The organism is Bradyrhizobium sp. WYCCWR 12699, assembly GCF_032144035.1.
In the GTDB taxonomy this organism is placed as follows: domain Bacteria; phylum Pseudomonadota; class Alphaproteobacteria; order Rhizobiales; family Xanthobacteraceae; genus Bradyrhizobium.
The window spans coordinates 250,565-274,887 of record NZ_JAVTJN010000030.1 but is presented as its reverse complement, the minus strand read 5'-3'; the positions used below and the strand labels follow the sequence as shown (position 1 = coordinate 274,887).

Here is a 24,323-nt window from a genome sequence, read left to right as displayed (position 1 = left end):
CCCAGATAATGCGCCATGGTTTCCCAATCCCCTGACATGAAAACCGGGTCCGAAGGTCCGGTTCGCGCGCCATCTTCGATTCCGATCGATGACGCCGTGCTGCCCTACGAGGTCGATGCGCTCGACGTACGCGGCCGCCTTGTGCGGCTAGGCCCGGCGCTCGACGACATTCTCACCAAGCACGATTATCCCGCGCCCGTGGGCAAGCTGCTGGGCGAGGCCATCGTGCTGACGACGCTGCTCGGCTCGGCGCTGAAATTCGAGGGCCGCTTCATCCTGCAGGCGCAGACCGACGGTCCGGTGTCGTTCCTGGTGGTGGACTATCAGGCGCCGGATCGCCTGCGCGCCTATGCGCGCTTCGATGCCGCGCGCCTTGGGGAAGCCCAGAAATCTGGCATGGATTCCGGTGCGCTGCTCGGCCGCGGTCATCTCGCCATGACCATCGATCAGGGCCCTGACATGAGCCGCTACCAGGGTCTGGTCGCGCTCGACGGCGGCACCCTGGAAGACGCCGCCCATGAATATTTCCTGCGCTCCGAGCAGATCCCGACGCGCGTGCGCCTCGCGGTCGGCGAGGAGTGGCGCTCCGCCGATGGCGGCAAGCATCGCTGGCGCGCCGGCGGCATGCTGATGCAGTTTCTGCCGAAGGCGCCGGAGCGCGCGCGGCAGGCCGATCTGCATCCCGGCGATGCTCCTGACGGCATCGAGGTGCATGCCGTCGCCGAGGACGATGCCTGGGTCGAGGCACGCTCGCTGATCGAGACCGTCGAGGACGTCGAGCTGATCGATCCCGAGCTCTCCGGCGAGCGGCTGCTGTTCCGCTTGTTCCACGAGCGCGGCGTGCGCGTGTTCAATCCGATGGTTCTCAAGGCGCAGTGCTCCTGCTCGCGCGATGCGGTCGCTTCGATGCTCCAGAGCTTCTCGCCGGATGATCGTGCTGCGATGGTCAAGGACGACAAGGTGGTCGTGACCTGCGAGTTCTGCAGCTCGGTGTATCAGTTCACCCCGCACGAAGCGGGCGTGGAAGACGCGTAGCGAGCTCTCCTAGGGTGGGCAAAGGCACATTTGCGCCGTGCCCACGAGCTCTCTCGGTTGCGAACGATACGTGGGCACGCCTTCGCTCTTCGAGCTACGGCGGACAAGTCGCTTTGCCCACCCTGCGGCACCTGCGAGACCGGCCCCTTAGTTCAACACCCGCTTGCTGTCCGGGCTGTCCAGCGAAAACGCCGGCACGTCGATCTCGAAGCGTTCGCCGCTTTCGCTGACCATCTGGTAGCGGCCGGTCATGAAGCCGGAGGCGGTCGAGAGCGGGACGCCCGAGGTGTATTCGAAGCGCTCGCCGGGGGCCAGGATCGGCTGCTCGCCGACCACGCCCTCGCCCTTCACCTCCTGCTGGCGGCCGGAGGCATCGGTGATGATCCAGTGCCGCGTCTTGAGCTGCACGGTCTCCTCGCCCGAATTGGTGATGACGATCGTGTAGGACCAGAAATAGCGGGAGCGGTCGGCCGACGACTGCTCCGGAACAAAGTTCGGCTCGACGGTCACTTCGATGTGGCGGGTCACGGCGCGGTACATGGCTGCCACCATACCGAAATCGGGCGCCGGAACCAAACGCCGCGGCCGGGTTTGGCGACATCGTCCCGCCAGAATTCGAAGGGAATGACACCCCTAAGGGAAACCCCCGCAGGACATCCCCTTGGAGGGAAACACCTTCGGGAGACCCCCATGTGATCCGGCCGCTTTGCGAGAGTTCGACCGGACCGGTACACTCCTTCATACGTCGCGATTTGCGGAAGGGTTTTTGCGCCCCGATGACCATTGCCGACCAAGTAACGGGATCGACGATCGCGGGAACCGCCAAGCCTGCAGACAGTAGGCCTGCGGAGGCGAAGCCGCGCCTGCGGGCGCCGGCCATCACGCTGCCCGCAATCGGCGAGCGCGAGCTCCGGCTCGACCTGTTCCGCGGGCTCGCGCTGTGGCTGATCTTCATCGACCATCTGCCGCCCAGCCTTTTGACCTGGTTCACGATCCGCAATTACGGCTTCAGCGACGCCACCGAGATCTTCATCTTCATCTCCGGCTACACCGCCGCCTTCGTCTATGGAAGGGCGATGCTGGAGAGCGGTTTCGTCATCGCCACCGCGCGCATCCTGCGCCGGGTCTGGCAGATCTACGTCGCCCACGTCTTCCTGTTCACGATCTTCCTCGCCGAAATCTCCTATGTCGCGACCAGCTTCGAGAACCCGCTCTACACCGAAGAGATGGGCATCATGGATTTCCTCAAGCAGCCCGACGTCACCATCGTGCAGGCGCTGCTGCTGCGTTTCCGCCCCGTCAACATGGACGTGCTGCCGCTCTACATCGTGCTGATGATGGCGCTGCCGCTGATCCTGTGGTCGATGAAATGGCGGCCCGACGTCACGCTCGGCCTCTCGGTCGTGCTCTACGCGGTGACCTGGGAGTATGACCTTTACCTGTCGGCCTATCCGAACGGCTTCTGGGCCTTCAACCCCTTCGCCTGGCAATTGTTGTTCGTGTTCGGTGCATGGTGCGCGCTCGGAGGTGCGCGACGCATGTCCCGTATCCTGGCCTCGCCGGTGACGATGTGGATCTCGATCGCCTATCTCGTCGCGGCGTTCTACGTGACGCTGACCTGGTACGTGCCGCAGCTCTCCCAGTTCATGCCGAAGCGGATCGAGCAGTGGATGTACCCGATCGACAAGACCGATCTCGACGTGCTGCGCTTCACGCATTTCCTGGCGCTGGCGGCGCTCACCGTGCGCTTCCTACCCCGGGATTGGCCGGGCTTGAAATCGCGCTGGCTACGACCATTGATTCTATGCGGGCAGCACTCCCTCGAGATTTTCTGCCTCGGCGTCTTCTTGGCCTTTGCCGGCCATTTCATTCTCGCCGAAGTCTCCGGCGGGGCAGCCATGCATGCGCTGATTAGTCTCTCCGGGGTGCTGATCATGTGGGGCGTGGCCTGGGTGATTTCGTGGTACAAGCGCGTGGCTGACAAGAGCGGTGCGAAAACCAAAAACGCCGTCGGCAACGCCGATCTGGCGGGAGGGGGCTGATGAAGGCGAAGGTTCTCCTGAGCCTGATCCTGCTATGCGGTAGCCTCGCCGCGCCTGTGGCGCGCGCGGGCGATGCTGCGCCTGCCGTACCTGCCGCGTGCGAATTGCCGTCCTATTTGCTGACCAGCGAAAGTCAGCTTCCCAAGGTCGCCGACGCCGTCAAGGCCGGCAAGCCGCTCGAGATCCTGGTCATCGGCAGCCGTTCGACCACGATTCCGTCCTCGGAGAGCAGCTCCTATCCCGCGCGCATGGAGGCGATCCTCAAGGACAAGCTGCCGGCGTCGGAGGTGGTGCACGTCTCCGTAGAAATACAGAGCAAGAAGACGGCCGAGGAGACCGCCTCGACCTTCGTTAAGCTGATGGAAGCAAAAACGCCTACTTTGGTGGTCTGGCAGACCGGGACCGTGGACGCCATCCGATCCATCGATCCCGATGAATTCCGCAGCGCCGTGACCTCTGGGGTTGTTGCGTTGCAAAAGGCAGGGACCGACGTCGTCTTGATGAATTTGCAGTACAGCCCGCGCACCGAAACGATGATCTCGGCCCAACCATTTCTCGATAATATGCGCGTGGTGGCCCAGGAGCATGATATTCCGCTGTTCGACCGTTTCGCGATCATGCGGCAGTGGAATGACCAGGGTCAATTCGACCTGTTCAGCCCGTCCCGCGGGCCCGAGCTGGCGAAACAGGTTCATGATTGCCTCGGCCGGGCGTTGGCACAGTTCGTGATCGACGCTGCCCATCTGGAGCCGGCCCAGCAGCAAAATTGAGGTCTAGCGTTAATGAGTTCTCTTCGCCCTTTTTGTCTGACGGCATGGCTGACCGCGCCTGCGGCAGCAGCGCTGCTGTTGCTGGCGCCGGCCTCGCAATCGCATGCGCAGACCGCACAGGCGACGCCCGCGCCAGTGCAATCGGCTGATCCCGCTCCCACCTCGCCCTCGCAGACCACCGTTGCGGTGACCTCACCGGAGCAGCGCGGCGTCACGTCGCGCGCCATCGACAAGGTGAAGCAGGTCGCCAAATCCGCCGCCGATATTTTCAGCCGCGTGCCTTGCCTGCCGCCCAAAGACGCGAACAAGGGCGGCGCGAAGGCGATGGGCTCGCTGCCGCATGTCGCGGGCAAGCTCGTTGCGGGCAAGCCCGTCCTCATCGTCGCGTTCGGCTCGTCGTCGACCGCAGGCTTCGGCGCCAGCTCGCCGGAGTTCAACTATCCGAACCGGCTCGCCGCGCAGCTGCGCCGGCACTATCCGACCGCGGACATCACCGTCGTCAATGCCGGCGTCGGCGGCGAGGACGCGCCCGAGATGATGAAGCGCCTCCAGACGCAGGTGATCGACGTGCATCCGGATCTCGTGATCTGGCAGGTCGGCACCAACGCAGTGCTGCGCAATCTCGATCCCGGCGAGACCGCAAAACTGGTCGAGGACGGCATCAGCCGCATCCAGGCCGCGGGCGGCGCCGACATCGTGCTGGTCGATCCGCAATATTCGCCCGCCGTCAACCAGCGCAAGGAGAGTGCCGGCAAGATGGTGCACCTGCTCGGCAAGGTCGCCGAGCTGCGTCACGTCGGCATCTTTCCGCGCTTCGAGGTGATGCGCGACTGGCACGAGAACCAATCGATCCCGGTCGAGAGCTTCGTCATCGCCGACGGCCTGCACATGAACGATTGGGGCTATGCCTGCTTCGCGCAGCTGCTCGGCGACGACATCATCCGCTCCGTCGGCCAGATCAGGCTCGGCGTGAACGTGCCGGCGGACGTGCGGACGTACCGGCCGATGTGAAAAGACGGCGCGTAGGGCGGGGTTAGCCCTGCAGATGCGCGAAGCGCATCTGCTCGGCGTAACCCGCCATTGTCTGTCTGTGCGGAAACGGAAGCGGCGGGTTACGCCTTCGGCCAACCCGCCCTACCAAGCGATCACGCCTTCTCCAGCGCCGCCGTCAGATCCTCGATCAGATCGTCCGGATGCTCCAGGCCTGCCGAGAAGCGGATGAAACCTTCGCCGATGCCGAGCGCGGCGCGGTCTTCCGGTTTCAGGCGCTGATGCGTCGTGGTGGCCGGATGCGTGACGAGGCTCTTGGCGTCGCCGAGATTGTTCGAGATCCGCGCAAGCTTCAGCTCGTTGAGCACGCGGAACGCGGCAGCCTTGCCGCCCTTGACCTCGAAGCCGACCAGCGTCGAGCCGCCGCGCATCTGCTTTTTCACCAGCGCCGCCTGCGGATGATCGGCGCGTCCGGGATAGACCAGCCGTGCGATCTTCGGATGGCTCGCCAGCACCTCGGCGATGCGCGAGGCGGTATCGGTCTGCGCGCGCACGCGCACGCCCAGCGTCTCCAGACCCTTGAGCAGGACCCAGGCGTTGAACGGCGAGATCGACGGCCCGGTCTGGCGCATGAAATTGTGGATGTGTTCCGCGATGAAGGCTTCCGAGGACAGGATGATGCCGCCGAGGCAGCGGCCCTGGCCGTCGATATGCTTGGTCGCGGAATAGACCACCACGTCGGCGCCGAGCGCGAGCGGGCTCTGCCAAATCGGCGTTGCGAACACGTTGTCGACCACGAGCCGCGCGCCGCCCTTGTGCGCGATCTCGGCGATCCCGGGAATGTCGAGCACATCCAGCGTCGGATTGGTCGGGCTCTCCAGGAAGAACGTCTTGGTGTTCGGTCGCAATGCGCGCTGCCACTGGTCGAGGTCGAGCCCGTCGACCAGCGTGGTCTCGATGCCATAGCGCGGCAACAGGTCCTGCACGACGTAGAGGCACGAGCCGAACAGCGCCCGTGAGGCCACCACGTGATCGCCGGCCTTGAGCGGCGCAAGGATCGCGGTCGTCACCGCGGCCATGCCTGTCGCCGCCGAGCGGGCGGCTTCGGCGCCCTCGAGCTCGATCATGCGGCGCTCGAACATTGCGATGGTGGGATTGGAGTAGCGCGAATAGATGAAGCCCGGATCCTCGCCCTTGAACCGCGCCTCGCACTCCTCGGCGCTGTTGTAGACGTAGCCCTGGGTCAGGAACAGCGACTCCGACGTCTCGCCATATTGCGAGCGCAGGGTGCCGGAATGGACCAGGCGAGTTTCGGGGCGGTAAGCAGCAGGCGACTTCGACATAGGACCCTCCGACATGACCGTCTCGTCGAAGACGGTCACAAAAAAACCGGCCTGGATATCTCCACGGGCCGGGATCACAGAGGTCCCCGGCCTGTTTAGCGACTTATTTAACGTGGCTGCAAGCCGGCCGGCTCAAATCACCACGGGATAAGTGATGCTCATATTCCGCAATGCCCTTTCCGTCAAGGCGTCCATCGGATAGCCGTAAAAGACTTGTATTTCCGGCATGTCCGGATGCAATTGACCCCTGATGAGGACCCCCGGTTGACGTTCACGGTCGCGCCCGACGCCAATGGTATCCTGCCCGACCGCATGATCGCGGCGATGGCGGAGGCGGGGCTCATCCTGCCCGCCTATGATTTCGTCGAGAGCCAGATCCAGCCGGCGAGCCTCGATCTGCGCCTCGGCGACATCGCCTATCGCGTCCGCGCCAGCTTCCTGCCCGGTCCCGGCTCAACCGTCGCCGAGCGCATCGACGAATTGAAGCTGCACGAGTTCAGCCTCGCCGACGGTGCGGTGCTGGAGACCAACTGCGTCTACATCGTGCCGCTGCTGGAAAGCCTCGCGCTGCCGCCGGAGATCGTCGCGGCCGCGAACCCCAAGAGCTCGACCGGCCGGCTCGACGTCTTCACCCGCGTGATCGCCGACGGCACCCGCCGCTTCGACATGATCGGCGCCGGCTATCACGGTCCGCTCTATGCCGAGATCAGCCCGAAGACGTTTCCGGTGCTGGTCCGCGAGGGCTCGCGCCTCAGCCAGGTGCGCTTCCGCACCGGCGATGCCATCCTCAACGCCGACGAGCTCGACGGCCTGCACGCCACTGAGCGCCTCGTCGATGTCGACGATGCCGATCTGTCGGGCGGTGTCGCCGTCTCCGTCGACCTCTCCGGCGAGAAGGCGAGCGGCTTCGTCGGCTACCGCGCCAAGCGGCACACCGGCGTCGTCGACGTCGATCGCCGCTCCGGCTACGCGGTGGAAGATTTCTGGGAGCCGATCTCGGCCCGTCCCGACGGCAGCCTGATCCTCGATCCCGGCGAGTTCTACATCCTGGCGTCGAAGGAAGCCGTGCAGGTGCCGCCGGACTACGCCGCGGAGATGGTGCCGTTCGATCCGCTGGTCGGCGAATTCCGCGTGCATTATGCCGGATTCTTCGATCCCGGCTTCGGCTATGCCGGCGCCGGTGGGCTGGGCTCGCGCGCCGTGCTGGAGGTGCGCTCGCGCGAAGTGCCGTTCATCCTCGAGCACGGCCAGATCGTCGGCCGCCTCGTCTACGAGAAGATGCTGGCCCGCCCCGACGCGATGTACGGCCAGCGCATCGGCTCCAATTACCAGGCCCAGGGCCTCAAACTATCGAAGCATTTCCGGGTGTAGCGCGATCCTGTAGCCCCGGCTGGAGCGCAAGCGTCATCCGGGACAGTCTCACTTGTGGCACGATCCCGGATTGCGCTCCGCTCCATGCGGGCTACGAGGTGACGAGATGAGCAATCCATCCGAACTCGACGCAAAGATTGCCGAGAACGTCGCGGACGCGCTGATCTATTCGGATCGGTCCGGCACGATCATGCGGTGGAACGGTGCAGCGACGGCCCTGTTCGGCTTCACCGCCGCGGAAGCGCTCGGCCAGAATCTCGACCTGATCATTCCCGAACATCTGCGCGCCGCGCACTGGAAAGGTTTCGAGGCCGCGCTCGCGAGCGGCAGCATGAAGCTTGCGGGCAAGCCGACGCTGACCCGCGCGCTGCACAAGAGCGGACGCAAGCTCTACATCGAGATGACGTTCGCATTGGTGCGGGATTCCGGCGGCAACGTGCTGGGATCGGTGGCGATGGCGCGCGACGTCACCGAACGGGTCGAGCGTGAGCGCGCAGCCAAGGCGCCGCCGCAAACTTCGTGATGCGGAATTGGCGGGCGCGCGCAGGGCGCCCTGCGCGCGCGTCATGTTGCCTGCCGTAGGGTGCGGTGACACACTCGATCGAAATCATGATCGGGAGTGAACATGGCCGCCGTCTCAGACGCCGCGCAGGAAGCCCAATGGAAGCGCTGGCGCGCGGTTGCCGAGCTCTATCACGCCTACTTCACCGGGCTCATCCTCACCGTCGTCACGCGGCGGCACGGCTGATGCGGCCGAGTTCGTTTTCCGCGTGTTTCGTCGCCAGCAGCAGGAGCGCTTCCTGCCGGGCCTGAAGAAGCTCGGGATCGATCATCTGCCGCCGGCGGTCGCGGCCGCGCAGTATCACTACCTCTCCAACTGGATCGGCGGCGTGCATGTCGAGTACATGTATGAGAGCGACGCCAAGGCCTGGATCCGCTATCCGCCGCCGCGCTGGATCTGGAAGGGCACCGCGATGTGCGGCGTGCCGGGCGAGGTGTCCCGCGCGATGCTGCGCGGCTGGCACGCCAACAATGGTGCGGCCCTCGGAGATCTCAGGCTCGGTTTCGTCTGCACCAAGCAGAGTGTCGACGGCCAGGACGGGCTGGAGGGCTACTACCATCAATACGATCACCCGCTCGAGCTGGACCAGCGGCTCGTGTTCGCGCGTCACCTGGAAGCGCCCTTGTTCGATGCGAAGACTGCGCCGGCGCTTCCCGTGGCGAGCTGGCCGAAGCCGCGTTTGGAGAAGGCCTATCGCAACTACGCGATGGAATATGTCCGCACCGCCGCGCCCGTGATGGTGCAGCTGTTCGGTCCCGAAGATGCCGGCTATCTGCTGCACCTCACCGGCAAGTTGATCGGCATGCAATATTTCGACGAGGTCGCGGCCGCGCTGGCCATAGGCCGCGGCGGGGCGAGTGAATTCGCCTCGTTCCTGAACGCGCTGTTTGCTGCGCAGGACGACACGGCTGAGAGTACGACGTCTGAAGGCAGCTTCGAAATCCGCCAGCAAAGCTGGAAGCTGATGGACGACGTCTCGGACTATCATCCCGCTTGCGCTGCGGTGCTGGAGGGATTGTTCGAAGGCCTGGCTGCGGGATGCGGGCGGCATATCGGCGTGCATGTGCGCCCGGCGGCGGGCGGTCGTCCGCCGCTGGTCTGGACGATCGATTAGGTCCATCTATTGAAATACGCCGCCGCAGGGCACGCCTGCATCCGGCGCAGGAGGAATCGCTCCGTGCCGTGCTAACAAGGGCGCACCGCGCCCTGTGCGCGAACAAATTTATTGGCACACCTGTTCATTGCCGCGCCGCAAAGGGCGCCCGTGCCCCGGAGAGGATATGTCCGACATCGCCGAAATCCCGGTCGATGAGCAAGAGCGCCCGCTGCCGCCGCCGCCGCGGCCGGTGCGAAGCGCGCTGACCGACGGGCCGATCCTGCGCACGCTGCTTGGCCTTGCCTGGCCCAACGCGATCGCGCTCTCGGCCGGCACCTGCACGGTGATCGCCGAGACCTCCTATATCGGCCGGCTCGGCGTCGAGGCGCTGGCGGCGATGGCCCTGGTGTTCCCGACCATCATCCTGACCATGACCATGTCGGGCGGCGCCATGGGCGGCGCGGTGGCCTCCGCCATTGCACGCGCGCTCGGCGCGGGCGACCGCGAACGCGCCAGCACGCTGGCTGCGCATGCGATGTTGATCGGCATCAGCTTCGGCCTCGTCTTCATGCTTGGCATGCTGATCTTCGGGCCCAAAGTGCTGGAAATGCTTGGCGGCCGCGGCGACGTGCTGACGCATGCGATCGCCTACACGCAGGTGTTTTTCGGCGGCGCCGTGCTGCCCTGGCTGCTCAACACCATGGCCGGCGTGTTGCGCGGCACCGGCAACATGAAGCTGCCGTCGTTCCTGATCCTCAACTCCGCGGCCTGGCAGATCGTGCTCGGCGGCACGCTCGGCCTCGGACTCGGGCCGGTACCGCAGTTCGGCATGCGCGGCGTCGCGGCCGGCGCGCTGATCGCCTACACCATGAACATCTGCATCATGGGCTGGTACCTGTTCTCCGGGCGCGCGCGAGTCACGCCGAAGCTGCGCGGCCTGCGCATTCAATGGACGATGTTTTTCGACATCCTGAAAGTCGGCGCCATCGCCTGCTTCTCGCCGCTGCAATCGGTGCTGACGATCTCGATCTTCACCCACATGCTGGCGAAGTTCGGCACCACGATCCTCGCCGGCTACGGCATCGGCGCGCGGCTGGAATTCTTGCTGACCTCGATCGCGTTTTCGTTCGGCATCGCCTGCGTGCCGATGGTCGGGATGGCGATCGGCGCAGGCAATATCGCGCGCGCCCGGCGCATCGCCTGGATCGCCAGCGCGGCCGCCTTCGTGGCCGTCGGCGCACCGGCCTGCCTCGTCGCGATGTTCCCCGACCTCTGGATCAACATCTTCACCGACAGCGCGGCCGTGCGCGCGGCGAGCCACCAATATCTCGCGACGGTCGGACCGTTCTACGCCTTTTTCGGCATCGCCACGGTCATGTACTTCTCCTCGCAAGGCGCGGCCAAGGTGATCGGCCCGGTGCTGGCGCAGACGGCGCGGCTGGTCTACATCTCCGGAGCCGGCTGGTGGCTGTCGACCCATGACGCCACCGCGCAGAGCTTCTTCTGGCTGGCCGCGAGTTCGATGGTCGTGCTCGGCCTGCTCTCGTCCTCCAGTGTCCTGCTGACGCGCTGGGGACCGCGCGCGAGCAAGTCCTCGATCAGGCCTGCTTTGTCCGGCGCCGCAGACTAGCGGCGCTTGTGGCGGCGATGGCCGCTGCCGCCGACATTGGCAAGCCGCATCAATTGCGGGATCATCGCCATCATGTCGCCGCCACCGGAACCGCCGAGCATGCCCATGATGTCGCCACCCCCGCCGAAGCCGGCCGGCATGGCGCCGCCGCCCATCGGCGTGTAGCCGCCGTAATTGGGCGCGCCGAAGCCGCCGCCAAAATTGCCGGCGGGCAGGCCGCCCAGGCCTCCGCCGCCCATCATGCCACCGAGCCCGCCGCCTCCGTTCTCCATCATGCGGCTCATCATCGGGCCCATGGTTTGCATCATCATGGCGAAGCGGCGCTTGCCCATCTTCGCCTTCATCATCTCCAGCATCGGGGCCATCTGGGTCATCATGTCCTCGCCGCCGGCGCCGCCGCCAAACCCTGCGAGCTGCGCCCTTGCCGGCGTGCTCGCGACGGAAAACAGCAGCAGCACGGCGGCCGCCTGGCAGATCACCTTGTCCGCACCTCTCATGGCATGCTCCTCGCGTGCGCAGCGCCGCCGGGAGAGCGGAGCCAACCGGACGCACGCGGGCATGATTGGGGGCGGCGAGGGCGGAGCTCTGTGAAAAAGCTCACAGAGCGCGGTCAGGCCGCGGCAGGCGGAAACGCCTTCTGGATGGCCATGACGGCATCCCTGGTCTGTCCTTGAACGTAAGGTGCAAGCTCGTTCGGCAGCATGTCGATGATCCAGAGGAGCCGACACCTCGTCTCGCCGTCAGCGATCACCAGCACCGAGGCGCTGTAATGCTTCAGCCGTTCGTTGCTGATGGCATAGACGAGACGCCGCCGCGCGTCGTCGCAATCGACCAGCACTTCGCGGGCCACCGAACCGTTGGCGAAGGTGACGATGCGCGCATCGCCGTCGAGCGTGCAGGCCGTGACGAAGCCGGGCGCCAGCCGCTCAGGCAGCGCACCGAAGTCGCGCACCGCGTCCCAGACATCGTGCGCGGGGGCGGAGAGGGGGATGTCGTTGTGGATGGAGGCCATAGGGATTCCCGTTGTTGGGGTCATTCCGGGGCGCGCGGAGCGCGAACCTGGAGTCTCGAGATTCCCCGGTGCGCAATTGCGCACCTGAGGTCTGGTGCTTCGCGCCATCCCGGAATGATGGCGCATGTGGCACCTCAGGTCGCGCCTCACGTACAAACCGCCTCGACATTATTGCCGTCGGGGTCGATCAAAAACGCCGCGTAATAGGTCGGACTGTAATCCTTGCGTGGTCCGGCGCCGCCATTGTCGCGGCCGCCGCTCTTCAGCCCTTCGCTGTGGAACGCCTTGACTGCGTCATGGCTCCCGGCGCGAAACGCGATGTGCGCGCCGTCCGCTTTGCGGCCGTTGTTGAGGTGCAGCCACAGCGCCGGCGCGCCCTGCGGCCCGAAGCCGGCGTAGCCCTCGCCGCTCGAGCACAGGACGTAGCCGAGCGGCGCCAGCACCGCGGTGTAGAAGCGCGTCGCGGCGTCGAGATCGGCAACGCGAAGTCCGATGTGGTCGTACATGGTCGTCTCCATTTGCAATGCGCGCCGCAAACGGCGCGCGGCCGAGACGAATCTAGTCGGCATAAGGCGGACGACACTTGGAGAATCTTGCGCTCGGCATCCGGCTAGCTCGCCCGCGCCTCCGATTGCCACCGGATCACGCGTTTCAGGTGATGGACCTGAACCCACATGTTGGTTCCGATCACACTGACCGTTGCGACGATCAGCGCCGTCAACTTTTGCGGGTCATGCAGGGCGAGAGCGAGCAGGAACGCGGAGAACGCCGTCGTGACGCCGAAGCTGAACCAGAGCCCGATGAAGCGTGGCGCAAACCAGGCCGGCCGACCATCGGTGCCCCACTGCATCGGAATCCTGCGCGACGTGATCTGACGGCCGTAGTAGATGGCGCAGCCGGCGATGAAGGCGAGGCCGACGGCAAGCGCGACCAATGTGGCCGCAATCACGTCATTCGGAGCATTGTTCATCTGCCGGCTCGCCGCACTGAAAGAGCGCCTGTTCGCTCTGTGGTTGTAGTACCGCGCGGCGTGCCATAAGCCCAGTGCGACGCGGCCGTCTGGTCAACAGACTGTTACCCCGCAGGGTGGCGGACCTGTCTCAGTTGAGGACGAGGCGTTGGGCGAAGATGCTGCGCGCGCCCTTCGAGGCCTGGCGGAATTTGGTCGGCGAGACCCCGGCAGCGCGATGGAAGGTGCGGACGAAGTTGGAGAGATCGCCGAAGCCGACGTCATAGGCGATTTCGGTGACCGCGATGCCGTCGTCAGCAAGCAGCCGCGCCGCGTGCCGCAGCCGCGAGCGCACCAGATATTGATGCGGCGTGACGCCGAGCACGCTGGAGAACAGCCGCAGGAAATGGAACGGGCTGAGGCCCGCCTGCTTGGCGGCCTGTTCGAGATCGACCTCGTCATGCGAATTGTCGTCGATCCACAGCGCGGCCTCGACGGCGCGGCGGCGGTCACGCGCATTGGGCGTGGCCGGCTTGCGCGGCTTGCCCGAGATGACATCGACGAAGCGGCCGGCCAGGATCTGGCCGACTTCATCGAGGCCAATGTCGCTGTTGCCATCTGCAGCCGTCTGAGCGAGCTCGCCCAGCACCATCAATTCGGGCAGCGGTGGAGTGGCACCAATCCGCCAGATCTCGCGCCGCCCGTGCAGGGCATCCACCATGTCCTCGCTGAAGAAGAATCCCAGGCAGACATCGCCGCTGACATGCTCGTGCGTGCAGGTGTATTCCTCGCCGGGCGCGCCGACCAGCATCGAGCCCGCCACCAGCTCGAAGAAGCCGGCGCGGCACCGGCAGCCGAAGCTGCCCGAGCGGACATAGGCGATGGAATGCCCGGTGCGGCATTCGGCAAAGGGCGTGTCGTCCGGTCCCGCGTCGCAGCGGAACTCGCAGACCGTGATCGATTGTGTCGTCAGCAGCGAGGTCGCGTCCATGCCGCCTATCTAGGCATGATCCGGACAAGTGTGTAGCGGTTGTCCGACAAGATCATGCCTAAAAAATCAAAGCTAAGGTGCGATCGAGATCGCGCCTTAGCCAGGCGCGCGCGGCGGAGCAACGGGCAGCAGCACTTCGAACAGCGTCTTGCTGGCGAGGGGATGGGCGCCCTCCAGCGCCAGCAGCCGCCGCTTGGAGATCACCCCGCCATAGGGCGAAAGCCGGTCGGCGTAATTGCCGGCCTCCAGCACCCGGTGGCAGGGCACGATCAGCATGTAGGGATTTTTCGCGATCGCCTGCGCCACAGAATGCCCGGCGCCCGAAGCGCCCAGCGCCTTGGCGACCTCGTGATAGGTCCGCGTCTCGCCGCGCGGAATCGAGCAGGCGAACTCGTAGACCCGCCGGTTGAAGCCGGACACGCCGCCGGCATCCAGGCTGACCTCGGAAAAATCGGGATCGCCGCCTTGCAGCAGGGCTGTGATGCCCTCGATCGCAAGCTCGGCATTTTCGGATGCCCGCTGCTCGCGCGCCTCGGGATGGGCCTGGAAGATGCGGCGGCGGGTGTCGATCTCCCGCGCCTCCGGCAATTGCACGGCGACGACGCCAGTGCCGCTCCAGATGATGCCGCAGCGGCCTATGGCCGTGTCGAATATCGAATAGCCACGCCCCACCATGCACACGCCCCACTCAGTGCACGTCTCTCCCCAGACATCCAATCATAACACCGCCACAATCCGGCGCACCTGGAATCTTGCCAAAACGTTAAGAAGCGTCCGGTCGGCTGCGCCAAACCGCTTGGCGAGGCGCGCCGTCTCGGCTAATCAAGAGGCGCGCGGCCTCGCGCATCCGCGGGCGTAGTTCAATGGTAGAACGGCAGCTTCCCAAGCTGCATACGAGGGTTCGATTCCCTTCGCCCGCTCCAATCACCTTTTTCCTATAAAATAAGACCATTCCGAGCATTTTTCGCTCCGAATTTCCGTCGTTTCCAAAAATCCTGTACAACCCGCGTACAACAATCAGGCCGAAAATCCGGCACCGGCAGGTCCGACGGGCCGATGATCATCGCGGCGATGATCGTCGACGTAGCGCCGGCATCGGCATCATCATGCTGGTGCTGATGATGCCGACCATGATCGCCGCGGCTACGCAGCCGCTTTGAACGAGATGTTGAAGTAGGCGTTTGGCGACCCGGCATGGGTCCGCTCGGCGGAGAAGTCCAACGCCAGAGCCGCGGCGATCAGCATGCCGTTCGCGACGTAGTCTCCCGCCTCGCGCTCGGCGTCGTGCTTCAGCCCGTAGCTGCTGCGCGTGCGGTTCATCGACTTGCGCCGGCCGAACTTCGAGAGGAACTCGGCGGCTCGGATGAACTCATCGACGCCGTGCTTGCCGAGTATCTCCGTCGCGGTTCTCCAGGAAACGTGCCTCGGCCTCCTCGGCGGTCTCGTTGCGGCCACGCGTCACGCGGTACCCGAAGCTGCTGAGCTCGGGCGCGAGATCCATCGCCTTCCGGAGACCGGCTGCGCGAACGCCCGCATCAGCGTGCCGCCCGGCGCGTCGAAGGAATGCTGGCGCAGGTAGTCGCGAAAGGCGCCTTCGTCCGGAACGGTCCCCGCCGGCGCCGTTGCGAGCGCCGCGCGCATCGACGCGTTCGTGGTCCAGCCCAGGCCGCGCGCGAGCGCCTCGACGCGGTGGGACGACTTGACGCCGGGGAGCGATGCCCGAAGGGCATCCTTCATGCGTTCGATATCGTTGAGACTGACGATCGACTTCATCTGACAATCCTCGGTTACGGGCACACGGGTCGCCGATTAAGCCAAGTGCCGCGGTCCGAAAGGATCGGGATGGTCGATGTGGAAGCCGTTTGACCCGGCGACAGGTCGAAGGTGGCGAGCCCGTTCCGAATATAGCGATCGCCGTGAGTCGCCGCAACAATCCGCTACGGTTTCTTTTGCTGCGAGGCCTGCGACACGGCACCATCCTTCTTCGCGACGCGGACAGTGAAGGCGTTGCCAGTCGTCGGCACCGTGAACATGACGACGTAGGCGTCGCTGTCGGTCTCAATCTTGTCGAAGTGGATCCTGTCGGAGGTGAGGCCCGTCTCCTTCGCGACGAAGCCGGCAGCAGTCGTGAGCGCACCGTCGGGCGTCGTCGCGGGCGCGAACAAGCGATTGACCGCGAACGTGACCGTACCCGCCAGTGCCAGCGAAAGCGCGATGATCACGACGCGCGCATGACCGCGCACGCCCTTCGAATACTTGTCCACGTCATCGGGGTTCTGAGGAACCTTCGCGGTGACTGTCAGCAGATTTGCATAGGCCGAGAGCCCCATGACGGCGAACGCCACGACGAAGAGCAGGCCGGCGCCGGCGAGCACCAACACCCACTTGGAGAGCGTGTCGCTCGGAACGCGCGATGGGTCGGTGAAGAGGGCCGCCACGCCGCCGATACCGGCAAGGCCCAGCGTGAGCGTCTGCTTGAGGAACTCGAAGCGACCGGAGTTCGCGTCGATCGTGTCCTTGATCGTCGTGGGGGGCGGAGGCGCTGCACCGTTCATGGTCGGCTCAGATCGGCCAGCAGGTGCAACCCGAAAGGCTTTGCCACAGCCCCATGTTCTGGAGGACGAACACGCCGCCGATCGTCCGCTTGGACGTCTCGACCTTGGCGCGGTTGTCGGCCTTCTTCGCGAGATCGAACAGAAACGTGGGTAGGGCGCCCATGACCTGACGGACTATGGGAGCTCTATCAACGGCCACGGCGAAATCTCCGAGGCCGAGCGTATCCACGTGGACTGCTTTGAGGCCCTCCTTGAGGATGGTCTTCGCCTGCGGGCTCAGGCTCCAGCCCGACTTCCTTTCGAAGTCCGCAAAGATCGTCTCAAGCGGGTCGGGAGCGGTCGACTCGATCATGACCATGTATCACCTCAAAGGTCGAGCTGGGCTGGAATGCAACCAAAAGGGTACCATACGCCGGCCAGGTGACAATCGTATCCGCGCCCGCCGGCGACGTCACGGTTCGATGAACGCCCGCCGCCCGCGGACCACGCCCTGCCGGCCCTTGACCAAATCGAACCAGCGCTTGAGATGCGCATGCAGGCGCGGGACCGATACACGCGCGACGCCGACGGCGGGGCGGAGCATCGTCGTGGATCCATCGTCGTGGCGTTCGGACGGGCCGTGCGTGTACCGATGTGTGCGCCAGTCTAGGCTTCGTCGAATTCCGCCAGCGCTTCCGCGATGGCTTCTTCGAGCATCGTGATCTCGTCGTCGGACAGTTCGGGGAACTGCTCGCGCTTTTTCTTCGACAGCTTTCCGCCGTTCTGCATGCAGAGGCGCACGAACAGCGACGCGCGCCTGTTCGGCATGTCGATCCGGTCGGTCACCGCGGTGTACGCCCGGTCGAACTTCTCGACGAACTCGACCTCCTCCTTGAGGTCGGTGGCGATCGTCTCCGCGAGCTTGTCGTAGAGGTATTCGACGAAGCGGGTCGCGTCGAAGTATCGGTACAAGTGCGCGGTCTCGTTCAGTACCTCGACCTCCTGCTTCGGCGTCATCCTATACTTGACGTGCGCGAGCACCGGGTTCGAGTAGCTTTCGAGAACCGCGTCGTATTCCTTCATGTTGCGCAGGATCGCCGCCGAGACCGGGAAGATGATTCCTTGCGGAGTGTAGTGCTGCGACGACAGCACGTGATGGATGAGGAAGCGATGGATGCGGCCGTTGCCGTCGTCGAACGGATGGATGAAGACGAACGTGAAGGCGATCAGCGCCGCCGCGGTGACGGGCTCGGCGTCCTTCTTCAGGCGCGCGGTCATCTTCATCCAGTCCGCCATCATCGGCTTCACGTCCTCCGGTCTTGGGCAGACGAAGTGCACTTTCTCGCGGTGCGAGCCTAGGGTCTCGCCGATGAAGTTCTGGAAGTCGCGGACGTCTTTGGCGGCGTATCTCGGGTCGACGATCTCGTTTTGGAGAGCGACGAGACCCTTCTCGTCGGTTGGGTCAAACTTCTCGCCCTGTTCGAGCGCGGCGATGAAGCGCCGCGCTTTCTCCGGCGTCGGCTTTTCGTGCTCGATCTCGAAGGAGGATTTCGTCTCCTTCGTGTACAGGTACTGCACGGCCCGCATCATCGTCTCCGCGGGCACCTTCTCCGTGTACGCCTTCGCGACCTCGTCGAGCTTCTCGGCGATGCGTTGGCGGATCTTCGCGGTCCGCCGGACGGTGAGGTAGAAGCCCGGCACGCCGAGGAGATTGTCCGTCACCTTGTGCCTGCGGGACCGCACGCCATTCGCGACGACGTGGAGTTCGGGATCCAGCGCGTCGACGTAGGTCACCGCGCCGGCGTCTTCGACGTCGAGCGTCTCGCCAGTCAGCGTCTCACAGAGAAACCACGCGCGTCGCGCGACGGCGCCGGTCGGCTCGGACTTGACCCATGTCTCGATGTCCTGCTTCGGTATCGCCCTGAATGCCGCCGCCAGCACGCCCATGTCCAGCGGTTCGTGGCGCAGCGCGAACTTGAGATGCTCGATCGCGGTGTCTTCCGGGACGTACCGAGGAGGAAACTGTTCGATCAGCGCGTCCTGCCCTTCGATGGTCCGGCGGTTGCCGCGGACGGCCGTCGAGCGGACGTGGGGTTTCGGTACGTCGAGCTCCAGCATCTCATGGAGGCGGAGTTGGCCTAGGCTCTGTTCCTGCAATTGGGCCTCCTCGTTCAAAATAGGGCTCCCGGGCGGAAAATCGCTTAGGAAGCCGGCGAAACGTTCAAGATGCGGCGAGTTCGCGGTAGAACGTTCAGGTTTCCGGAAAATCGTTCAGAAATAGGGCCGTTCGCAGAAAATCGATCAAAAAAGCGTTCGTCGACCGCGAAAATGACCTCGAATACGGAAAAACGTTCAGCCGTGTGGCGAAACGTTCAAAACGGAGACCACTTGCAGAAAATCGTTCAATAAGGCTTCCGGCAAGCCGTGGGAACACCCTAACTGCGGAAAATCGTTCAGTCGCGCGGCAAAACGTTCAGGAATGGAGTATTTCGCAGAAAATCGTTCAGGGGCATCTTCGTAGGCCGAAAAACCCATCGGAAGCAGAAAAACGCTCAGCTGCGCGGCGAAACGTTCAAAAATGGGGGTGATTGCTAAAAATCGTTCAAAAAAGACCTCAAATGACCCTTCCGAAGACCCATCTGGCTCGGCCCGCATGAACCGCGCGCGAAGAGGGGGATCGGTGTCCTTAGCCGGACGTGCCCGCCGTTCGTCTCTACGCCGCCCGCGCTGCTTGCGGGTCTCGCTGCGCGCGACGACCGAGATGCCCGCCCGGATGCAGCCATTCGAGCGCGACGCTGCGTCCTCAAGCGACGGGCTGGCCGCCGTCGACGAGAAGCCGCATCGTCAACGTCGCGGTGTGCCAACCGCTGACGGAGAGGCGCCGAACAGCGTGCCCTTTGCGAACTCGCCGACGGAAGAGGCGGACGCCCTCCTTGCTGGTGGGGTGGTCATCGACGTCTCCATCGGTACATCGTGACCGGGATCATGCCTTCGCCGGCGCCGCCGAGGATGGCCGTCGGCCTGTCTCCGGAGAGGGCGCCGCGGCCGATGAACAGGCACGCCACAACGCACCGCACGCCCTCGGCGGCGAGGCCACTCTTGTCGGGTTCCGTTCGCAACTCTAGGCTTGCGACCGTAGGGCGGGGGATAGCTAGGGTGGCGTGGGCGAACGACGACATGGTCCTTTATCACGGCTGCAGCGACCGCTCGCTCCGGCCGGCCAACCCGAACGGAATCAGTCCCGGCGGCGGGCCGCATAACATCTCGCCCTCGGTCGGCGCGGCCAGGCCCGATTTCGGACCCGGCTTCTACACCACGACGTGGCTGCATCAGGCCAGGAATTGGGCCAACACGCGCGTCAGGCGCCAGCGCGCCGGCAAGGCCGTCGTGCTGAGGATGCTGGTCGGCCGCAATCGTTTCGCGAACCTGCAAACGCTTGTGTTTCCGAGCGACCGCGACCGCTTCTACGATTTCGTCGCCTATTGCAGGGCGGGAGGGATCCCCCATGCGCCGCGGGTCCATCGAGGCGGACCCTACGATGTCGTCACGGGGCCTGTGACGGCGGCGCCGCAGACCTTAGCTATAGATCAAGCCGATCAGGTATCGTTTCATACGGCAGTCGGAATACTTGCGATCTCGCAGGTCACGATCTTCGAAGTCGGCAACCCGCTGCTCAACGTAATGCCATGACCGTTCTCGATCCCGATCGTCCGGAAGATCTTGCGGCAGCCGAAGCCGCCTACTGGTCCGCCGTGCGGTTCACGGTCGGCCGGGTTTTCGGTGCCGACCCCGCCCTTGCGGACGAGTATCGGCGCGATCTGTCGGAGGCGCCGCCGTTGGAGCGGGCTCTTGCGCTTCACGATCATCCCCTCGACGTGGCCGCCGCGCTGACGGGGAGACCCGTGACGATTGAACGGATGAGTGCATACGATCTGGTATTCCCAGCGTATCGGATCGATAAGTTTCTCCCCTTCGACGACCGGCCCGCGCACGTCGAACGAGCCGGCGAGATCCTGTCGTCCGCACCACGCGACGACCGCGCTCCCATGGTGCCAGTGGCGACCCTGAACAAGTTCATGGGCGAGTTGGGATATCAACGTCTGGCCGTATTCGCCGGCGTCGCGTCCTACGTCCTCGAACGCAAGGCGTGGAAACGCCCTTTGCCGCGGCGTCTCGACATGGAAACGCTGCCCGGTCTGACCGCCGATCGGGAGCAGGTGTATGGTTTGGATCGCGCCCTGAATGTCCTCAATGGTCTGCAGGAATATGCCCGTCGGAGAAAGCCGACGAGCAGCATAATTTTCAGGATCGAAAAGATGAAAGCTCGCTTGCAGCGTCAGGCCTAGGGGAGACCGTGCCGGCGCAAGATGACCATCGCCAGCGATTTCCCGACTCTCTCCGTTGGCATCATACCATCGAGGCGCGCTGCCGATCGAAGCGGATCGCCGATCGCGAACAACCGACGAATGAGTGTACGACAGGTGTCGGCCGATGGACAGGAATCGCTTCCCGCGCCAACATAAGGCCATGAAGAAGATCGGGAAAAGCGACGTCATCGGGCAGCAGGGAATGTCTCTCATCGAGGGGATCGTCCTTTCGATGGGGTTCATGTTCTATCCGACCGGCGGCGTCGAAGCCGGCATAGACGGCTTCATCGAGTTGCGCGACGCTGAGACGGGCGAGGTCGGCAACCTCCTCCTGCAGGTGCAAGGCAAGGCGACCGAGCGCGAACGCCTGCAAGGCGAGACCGAGGAGACGTTCGAATTCCCGTGTGCCGACGCTGACATCGAATACTGGACCAAAGGCACGGCGCCCGTCCTGCTGATCGTCGTGGCTCTGAAGACGCGGAACGCCTACTGGAAGTCGCTGAAGGAGTGGTTCTCGGACCCGGAGCGACGCAAGTCGCGCAAGGTCGTCTTCGACAAGAAAAAGGACGAATTTACCCGCGAAGCCAAGGCCGCCCTGATCTCGGTCGCGACGGCGGTCCGTCCCGGGGCCTCGGGCCCGAGCGTCAAGAAGAGCGAGCAGATCCTAGCGAACCTGCTGGAGGTCAAGTTCGCACCCCGGTTGTTCTGGGCGCCGACGTCACACGCAACGGACAAGTCGTTCGGCGGAGCGCTCGGCGAGATCACGAAGCCGTCCCGCGGCGAATGGATCGTCCGTTCGAAGTCAGTGCTGTCTTTTCATCCCCTGGACGAACATCCGTGGAAGAAGCTTTGCGACTGGGAGGCGATGGAGGAGTTCGACAGCACAGAGTGGGCGAACAGCGAAGACGAGGACCGGCAGCGCGACTTCGTGGCTCTTCTCAACAGAGCCATCGGAGAGTTCGTCAGGCCGGAGTTGTATAAGGATCGCGAGAGCGGCGTGTTCTTCTTCCGCAAGCCGAAGGATAGGGACATCCTGAACTACGCCTATCGCAGCTTGCAGAACACCACCACACGCCGCGTGGTTGGACCATACGGCAGGAAGAAAAGCGATCCGAAAAAATTTGCCTATTGGCGGCACTCGGCCTTTCTGCACCGCTTCGTCCGGCTCGCCGGCAAATGGTACGTCGAAATTACGCCGACCTATCACTTCACGTACAACGGACAGGACACGGACGCCTACGCCGGCGAACGGCTGAAGAAGATTAAGGAGATAGAAAACAACGCGGCTGTCATGGGACAGTTCGTCATGTGGCGTGATTTTCTAACGACGCACGGTGCGGAAGATCTGTTGACGAAGACATACCCGTTCCTTTCGTTCGATACTATCGACGCCCTCGAACTGGACGTCGGGGTGCCGGATGACCTCTGGAAGTCGCAGGAGACCGATCCGTCGTCTCCGCTGTTCGAATACGCTCTCGCGGGCGAGACGATCGAGAACGTCACGTGAGGCTTACCCATCTCACCGAACCGGACTTGGAGTTCGGACACGCGTTCCGTCACACCGACATTCGTTTCGGCATCATGGACTACGGACCGCTGGATTTTGGGATGGACGGCGCGCCCAAGCGGATAAAGATGGGCATCATCGGCAGTGCGGAGACGGTCGAAGGAACGGCGCGCTGGATCGAAAAATGCGCGAAGGGATTCGCGGCCAAGCAGAGCCGGCAACCGAACCTTTTTCCGCCGTTCCCTGGGGTCGATTTCGAGACCACGTTCAGATGCGAGTTCGTCACGTCCGACGAGATTCAGCGCGTCCTGCCCGGGCGCGAGATCGCGCGCCTCGTCGCGATCCCGGGTCAACGGGAGGTCACGCAGGCGATTGTAGAAACGATCACCAACGAGATTGCGGCCTTGGCGGAGCGCATGGTGAAGCCGGACGTCGTGCTGATCGCGTTACCAGTCGAGATCATCGAGCGGACTTACAACGCTCGCGACGCGGTAGGGGGCGCCGACGACGACGAGACGGAAGCCGGAACGGCGCTCGATTTCCGTGGCATGCTCAAGGCGTCGTGCATGCGCCTGAGGCTGCCGATCCAGTTACTCTGGCCGACGACCTATGACCCATCGATCAAGATTTCGCGGAAGCTGAAGGAGGCCAGCGAACGCCGAACGCAGGACCAGGCGACGATCGCCTGGAATCTGCTGACCGCGGCGTACTACAAGGCGGGTGGTCTGCCTTGGCGGCTGGCGCGCGACGCGCGTCAGCTCCGGACGTCGTTTGTCGGGTTGAGTTTCTATCGTTCGGTGGACGGCGAGCAGGTGCATACTAGCACCGCCCAGATGTTCGACGAGCGCGGCGAGGGACTGATCCTGCGGGGCGGCCGTATGGTCGAAAGCGAGGAGGACCGTCGGCCGCACCTGACCGCGATCGACGCCTACGAATTGCTGAAGGGTTCTTTGAAGGTCTTCCGGGATCAGCACGGACACTGGCCCGCCCGCGTGGTCCTGCACAAAACTTCGAAATTCGACCGTAACGAACTGGACGGCTTCCACAAGGCGATCGACGAGCGCGACATCGATTATGCCGACTTCGTCTGGATCCAGAAGTCGCTGACCCGCCTCTATCGGCTTGGGGTTTACCCGCCGCTGCGGGGGACGTTGCTGCGCTTCGACAAAGACCAGGCGCTTCTCTACACCCGTGGAAGCGTCAACTACTTCCGGACCTATCCCGGCATGTACGTGCCGCGGCCCCTGCAGTTGCGCTGTCAGGTCCAGGGCCAGCCATTGCAGCACGTGGCGGAGGAGACGCTCGCGCTCACGAAGATGAATTGGAACAACACGCAGTTCGACAACGGCATGCCGATCACGATCGCCGCCGCGAAGCATGTAGGGGAGGTGTTGAAATACGTGCCCGAGGGGCAGGAGATCGCGCCGAGATACAGCTACTACATGTGACAGGCGCCGCCGCTTGGCCTGTTTGCGTGCGCAGCCGTCCGGGCCGACCCTACGCTTCGTGGGGTGGCCGGGTAGCCTCGTTCGACGCGCGTGGGGTGTGCGTCCGGGGGCATCGCCGCCGAGCCGGAGCCGACCATCACGCCGCAATCTGCCTTTCCATCGGAGCAAGGATTCCAAGGATTCGATATCCGACCGCCGTCGTGCCGGCAGCGTAGAGGCCGATGGCGAGGACCGCGGCCGCGGTCGATCGCGCGCGGGCGGATCGGTCGGAATATGATCCCTTGGAGCGTTGTGCTTCGGCGGGGGTCGGCGGCAGCCGGAAAAAGGGACTTTGCGCGACCGTCAGAGACGGAATCGGCAAAACCGAAAGTAGAATAATATTCTCTTTGTGCGCCTTTCAGCGCCCGGAGGGATTTTGCCCCCGGCGAGGTGGGGGCTCCGAGGAAGCCGGCGCAAGCGGCGAGGAGGTCGCCGAGGTGGGGGCCCCCCGGGGGCCACTGTGGGGAATTTAGAGGCGGATTAAATCCCCATCGGTCCCGCACCGTCCCCTTCGTTCCCTAATTAGTCCTGTGGTCGAGTTCCGGGCTGGTTAGGCAAGGCGCTGGCGGGAAAGGCCATTTTTTGGGGGTAGAAAACCAGGAAGTGCCTCGCACGCGCGCGCGGTTAAAGGTGGATT

General features: G+C 64.3%; 27 protein-coding genes, 1 tRNA gene, 1 pseudogene and 1 riboswitch. Of the genes and pseudogenes, 14 read left to right on the top strand and 15 right to left on the bottom strand.

Annotated features, from left to right (window positions below; translation table 11 throughout):
- Nucleotides 1-15: 15 nt before the first annotated feature.
- Nucleotides 16-1,035 (top strand): Hsp33 family molecular chaperone, encoded by a 1,020-nt coding sequence (locus RPS27_RS12145; protein WP_211415550.1) that lies wholly within the window; start codon nt 16-18, stop codon nt 1,033-1,035.
- Between the two features lie 147 nt (nt 1,036-1,182).
- Here RPS27_RS12145 and apaG read toward each other — a convergent pair whose 3' ends face one another.
- Entirely contained in the window at nt 1,183-1,575 is a 393-nt protein-coding gene (gene apaG, locus RPS27_RS12140; protein ID WP_028138966.1) for a Co2+/Mg2+ efflux protein ApaG, read from the bottom strand.
- Between the two features lie 236 nt (nt 1,576-1,811).
- Between apaG and RPS27_RS12135 the strand changes: the two genes are divergently transcribed.
- The 3 genes from RPS27_RS12135 to RPS27_RS12125 are packed head-to-tail and all read left to right on the top strand — an operon-like array spanning nt 1,812 to nt 4,858.
- Entirely contained in the window at nt 1,812-3,077 is a 1,266-nt protein-coding gene (locus tag RPS27_RS12135; RefSeq protein ID WP_194404868.1) for an OpgC domain-containing protein, read from the top strand.
- Complete coding sequence (locus RPS27_RS12130) at nt 3,077-3,847, top strand: SGNH/GDSL hydrolase family protein (RefSeq protein ID WP_211415552.1); 771 nt, start codon at nt 3,077-3,079, stop codon at nt 3,845-3,847. The genes RPS27_RS12135 and RPS27_RS12130 overlap by 1 nt, the downstream gene beginning before the upstream one ends.
- Before the next feature lie 12 nt (nt 3,848-3,859).
- Nucleotides 3,860-4,858, top strand: coding sequence for an SGNH/GDSL hydrolase family protein (locus RPS27_RS12125; protein WP_194404866.1), 999 nt, complete (start codon nt 3,860-3,862; stop codon nt 4,856-4,858).
- A 134-nt stretch (nt 4,859-4,992) separates the two neighbouring features.
- Here the strand turns inward: RPS27_RS12125 and RPS27_RS12120 are convergent, their stop codons facing one another.
- Nucleotides 4,993-6,180, bottom strand: coding sequence for an O-succinylhomoserine sulfhydrylase (locus RPS27_RS12120; RefSeq protein WP_194408487.1), 1,188 nt, complete (start codon nt 6,178-6,180; stop codon nt 4,993-4,995).
- A 74-nt stretch (nt 6,181-6,254) separates the two neighbouring features.
- Nucleotides 6,255-6,334, bottom strand: a riboswitch (SAM riboswitch).
- Between the two features lie 80 nt (nt 6,335-6,414).
- Between RPS27_RS12120 and RPS27_RS12115 the strand changes: the two genes are divergently transcribed.
- The 4 genes and pseudogenes from RPS27_RS12115 (at nt 6,415) to RPS27_RS12100 (ending at nt 10,839) form a co-directional block, all read left to right on the top strand.
- Nucleotides 6,415-7,551, top strand: a complete 1,137-nt coding sequence (locus RPS27_RS12115) for a 2'-deoxycytidine 5'-triphosphate deaminase (RefSeq protein WP_371746215.1) — start codon at nt 6,415-6,417, stop codon at nt 7,549-7,551.
- A gap of 106 nt (nt 7,552-7,657) precedes the next feature.
- Nucleotides 7,658-8,074, top strand: a complete 417-nt coding sequence (locus tag RPS27_RS12110) for a PAS domain S-box protein (protein WP_212065078.1) — start codon at nt 7,658-7,660, stop codon at nt 8,072-8,074.
- Between the two features lie 102 nt (nt 8,075-8,176).
- Nucleotides 8,177-9,227, top strand: a pseudogene (locus RPS27_RS12105) (hypothetical protein).
- Between the two features lie 166 nt (nt 9,228-9,393).
- The gene (locus RPS27_RS12100; RefSeq protein ID WP_212065079.1) at nt 9,394-10,839 is read left to right on the top strand and encodes an MATE family efflux transporter; all 1,446 of its coding nucleotides are present in this window, start codon (nt 9,394-9,396) and stop codon (nt 10,837-10,839) included.
- On the opposite strand, the gene RPS27_RS12095 is transcribed toward RPS27_RS12100, so the two are convergent.
- The 6 genes from RPS27_RS12095 to RPS27_RS12070 all read right to left on the bottom strand — a co-directional run bounded on the left by RPS27_RS12095 (nt 10,836) and on the right by RPS27_RS12070 (nt 14,466).
- Nucleotides 10,836-11,336: a hypothetical protein gene (locus tag RPS27_RS12095; protein ID WP_259217959.1), complete on the bottom strand. Its 501-nt coding sequence runs from the start codon at nt 11,334-11,336 to the stop codon at nt 10,836-10,838. The two genes, RPS27_RS12100 and RPS27_RS12095, sit on opposite strands and share 4 nt — an antisense overlap.
- Nucleotides 11,337-11,449: 113 nt before the next feature.
- On the bottom strand, nt 11,450-11,851 hold the full coding sequence (locus tag RPS27_RS12090; RefSeq protein ID WP_313754048.1) for an SRPBCC family protein: 402 nt from the start codon (nt 11,849-11,851) through the stop codon (nt 11,450-11,452).
- Nucleotides 11,852-11,997: 146 nt separating this feature from the next.
- Nucleotides 11,998-12,357 carry a VOC family protein gene (locus RPS27_RS12085; RefSeq protein ID WP_212065082.1) on the bottom strand — a complete coding sequence of 120 codons (360 nt, stop codon included), beginning with the start codon at nt 12,355-12,357 and terminating at the stop codon, nt 11,998-12,000.
- 104 nt (nt 12,358-12,461) lie between these two features.
- The gene (locus tag RPS27_RS12080; protein ID WP_211415560.1) at nt 12,462-12,821 is read right to left on the bottom strand and encodes a hypothetical protein; all 360 of its coding nucleotides are present in this window, start codon (nt 12,819-12,821) and stop codon (nt 12,462-12,464) included.
- 130 nt (nt 12,822-12,951) lie between these two features.
- Nucleotides 12,952-13,791: a helix-turn-helix transcriptional regulator gene (locus tag RPS27_RS12075; protein ID WP_212065083.1), complete on the bottom strand. Its 840-nt coding sequence runs from the start codon at nt 13,789-13,791 to the stop codon at nt 12,952-12,954.
- Nucleotides 13,792-13,887: 96 nt separating this feature from the next.
- Nucleotides 13,888-14,466, bottom strand: coding sequence for a methylated-DNA--[protein]-cysteine S-methyltransferase (locus RPS27_RS12070; protein ID WP_212065084.1), 579 nt, complete (start codon nt 14,464-14,466; stop codon nt 13,888-13,890).
- Between the two features lie 174 nt (nt 14,467-14,640).
- On the opposite strand from RPS27_RS12070, the gene RPS27_RS12065 reads away from it, so the two are divergent.
- Nucleotides 14,641-14,714: transfer RNA gene (locus RPS27_RS12065), tRNA-Gly, on the top strand.
- Between the two features lie 220 nt (nt 14,715-14,934).
- Here the strand turns inward: RPS27_RS12065 and RPS27_RS12060 are convergent.
- The 7 genes from RPS27_RS12060 to RPS27_RS12030 form a co-directional block, all read right to left on the bottom strand.
- On the bottom strand, nt 14,935-15,111 hold the full coding sequence (locus RPS27_RS12060; protein ID WP_313754047.1) for a hypothetical protein: 177 nt from the start codon (nt 15,109-15,111) through the stop codon (nt 14,935-14,937).
- 138 nt (nt 15,112-15,249) lie between these two features.
- Entirely contained in the window at nt 15,250-15,564 is a 315-nt protein-coding gene (locus tag RPS27_RS12055; protein ID WP_313754046.1) for a hypothetical protein, read from the bottom strand.
- Between the two features lie 164 nt (nt 15,565-15,728).
- A complete protein-coding gene (locus tag RPS27_RS12050) occupies nt 15,729-16,346 on the bottom strand; it encodes a hypothetical protein (RefSeq protein ID WP_313754045.1) in 618 nt (205 codons plus the stop codon).
- A 7-nt stretch (nt 16,347-16,353) separates the two neighbouring features.
- On the bottom strand, nt 16,354-16,704 hold the full coding sequence (locus tag RPS27_RS12045; protein ID WP_313754044.1) for a hypothetical protein: 351 nt from the start codon (nt 16,702-16,704) through the stop codon (nt 16,354-16,356).
- Nucleotides 16,705-16,797: 93 nt separating this feature from the next.
- Complete coding sequence (locus RPS27_RS12040; protein ID WP_313754043.1) at nt 16,798-16,929, bottom strand: hypothetical protein; 132 nt, start codon at nt 16,927-16,929, stop codon at nt 16,798-16,800.
- Nucleotides 16,930-16,991: 62 nt separating this feature from the next.
- Nucleotides 16,992-18,482: a Fic family protein gene (locus RPS27_RS12035; RefSeq protein WP_313754042.1), complete on the bottom strand. Its 1,491-nt coding sequence runs from the start codon at nt 18,480-18,482 to the stop codon at nt 16,992-16,994.
- 195 nt (nt 18,483-18,677) lie between these two features.
- The gene (locus tag RPS27_RS12030) at nt 18,678-18,980 is read right to left on the bottom strand and encodes a hypothetical protein (protein ID WP_313754041.1); all 303 of its coding nucleotides are present in this window, start codon (nt 18,978-18,980) and stop codon (nt 18,678-18,680) included.
- A gap of 106 nt (nt 18,981-19,086) precedes the next feature.
- On the opposite strand from RPS27_RS12030, the gene RPS27_RS12025 reads away from it, so the two are divergent.
- The 5 genes from RPS27_RS12025 to RPS27_RS12005 all read left to right on the top strand — a co-directional run bounded on the left by RPS27_RS12025 (nt 19,087) and on the right by RPS27_RS12005 (nt 23,647).
- A complete protein-coding gene (locus tag RPS27_RS12025; RefSeq protein WP_313754040.1) occupies nt 19,087-19,302 on the top strand; it encodes a hypothetical protein in 216 nt (71 codons plus the stop codon).
- 179 nt (nt 19,303-19,481) lie between these two features.
- Nucleotides 19,482-20,015 carry a DUF3990 domain-containing protein gene (locus RPS27_RS12020; protein WP_313754039.1) on the top strand — a complete coding sequence of 178 codons (534 nt, stop codon included), beginning with the start codon at nt 19,482-19,484 and terminating at the stop codon, nt 20,013-20,015.
- On the top strand, nt 20,012-20,671 hold the full coding sequence (locus RPS27_RS12015) for a hypothetical protein (protein ID WP_313754038.1): 660 nt from the start codon (nt 20,012-20,014) through the stop codon (nt 20,669-20,671). Before RPS27_RS12020 ends, RPS27_RS12015 begins: the two co-directional genes overlap by 4 nt.
- A 181-nt stretch (nt 20,672-20,852) precedes the next feature.
- Nucleotides 20,853-22,199: a DUF4365 domain-containing protein gene (locus RPS27_RS12010; protein WP_313754037.1), complete on the top strand. Its 1,347-nt coding sequence runs from the start codon at nt 20,853-20,855 to the stop codon at nt 22,197-22,199.
- Nucleotides 22,196-23,647, top strand: coding sequence for a hypothetical protein (locus RPS27_RS12005; protein ID WP_313754036.1), 1,452 nt, complete (start codon nt 22,196-22,198; stop codon nt 23,645-23,647). The genes RPS27_RS12010 and RPS27_RS12005 overlap by 4 nt, the downstream gene beginning before the upstream one ends.
- Nucleotides 23,648-24,323: the final 676 nt, after the last annotated feature.